A 1,442-nucleotide genomic window follows, 5' to 3' on the forward strand; every position below is an offset into this window, starting at 1 on the left:
AAAGAAAGTATGTATAAGTTAAGCTACGTCATACGGGTGTCTGCACCCGATCTTGACGAGCTGAAACGCCGTTGTGATGAAGTCAAGGACTTTTACGACGACCTCAATGTAAAGCTGGTGCGTCCTGCTGGGGATATGCTTGGGCTTCATTCTGAATTTTTACCAGCCAGCAAGCGATATATCAATGATTATGTGCAGTATGTAAAATCAGATTTTCTAGCAGGGCTTGGTTTTGGTGCGACACAGCAGTTAGGAGAAACTACGGGTATCTATATGGGCTATTCTGTTGATACGGGAAGAAATGTGTACCTGCAACCGTCCCTTGCCAGTCAAGGTGTAAAAGGTACAGTTACCAACGCTTTAGCGTCTGCTTTTGTCGGTTCGCTTGGCGGTGGGAAATCGTTCTGTAACAATCTTCTGGTATATTACGCGGTGCTGTTTGGCGGTCAAGCACTTCTGTTAGACCCTAAAAGTGAGCGTGGCAACTGGAAAGAAACACTTCCAGAAATCGCCCATGAAATCAATATCGTAAACCTAACAAGCGATAAAGGCAATGCAGGACTTCTTGACCCGTTTGTGATTATGAAGAATGTAAAAGACGCTGAAAGTCTGGCAATCGACATCTTAACATTCCTTACGGGTATTTCCTCTAGGGACGGCGAGAAATTCCCCGTACTTCGTAAAGCGGTGCGTTCCGTTACCCAGAGCGACAGTCGGGGCTTGCTCCATGTGATAGACGAGCTACGCCGTGAAGATACGCCAGTATCAAGAAATATCGCAGACCATATCGACAGCTTCACGGACTACGACTTTGCACACCTGCTGTTTTCAGACGGTACGGTAGAAAATGCTATCAGTTTAGATAACCAGCTTAACATCATTCAAGTAGCCGACCTTGTACTGCCAGATAAGGACACGACCTTTGAGGAATACACGACCATTGAATTGTTGTCGGTGTCTATGCTCATTGTGATTAGTACCTTTGCCCTTGATTTTATCCATTCCGACAGAAGTATTTTTAAGATTGTAGATTTGGACGAAGCGTGGGCGTTCTTAAACGTGGCACAAGGCGAAACTTTATCAAATAAGCTGGTGCGTGCTGGACGAGCTATGCAGGCAGGCGTTTATTTCGTTACACAATCCTCTGGCGACGTATCGAAGGAAAGTCTGAAAAATAATATCGGCTTGAAATTCGCTTTCCGTTCTACTGACATCAACGAGATAAAGCAGACCCTAGAATTTTTCGGTATTGACAAGGACGATGAGAACAACCAAAAACGGCTTCGTGATTTGGAAAACGGACAATGTTTATTGCAGGACTTATACGGGCGTGTCGGCGTGGTGCAGATACACCCAGTCTTTGAAGAACTGCTACACGCTTTTGATACCAGACCGCCCGTGCAGAGAAATGAGGTGGAGTGATGAAAGAAAGGATAAAAGGT

The 1,442-nt window shown here is 45.2% G+C and carries 1 protein-coding gene; it reads left to right on the forward strand.

Annotated features, from left to right (window positions below; genetic code table 11):
- On the forward strand, window positions 1-1,422 hold a 1,422-nt coding region (locus DWW13_RS18485; RefSeq protein WP_147398350.1), incomplete at its 5' end, for an ATP-binding protein.
- Window positions 1,423-1,442: the final 20 nt, after the last annotated feature.

The organism is Blautia sp. AF14-40, from assembly GCF_003479665.1.
Classification (GTDB): Bacteria; Bacillota; Clostridia; order Lachnospirales; family Lachnospiraceae; genus Fusicatenibacter; species Fusicatenibacter saccharivorans.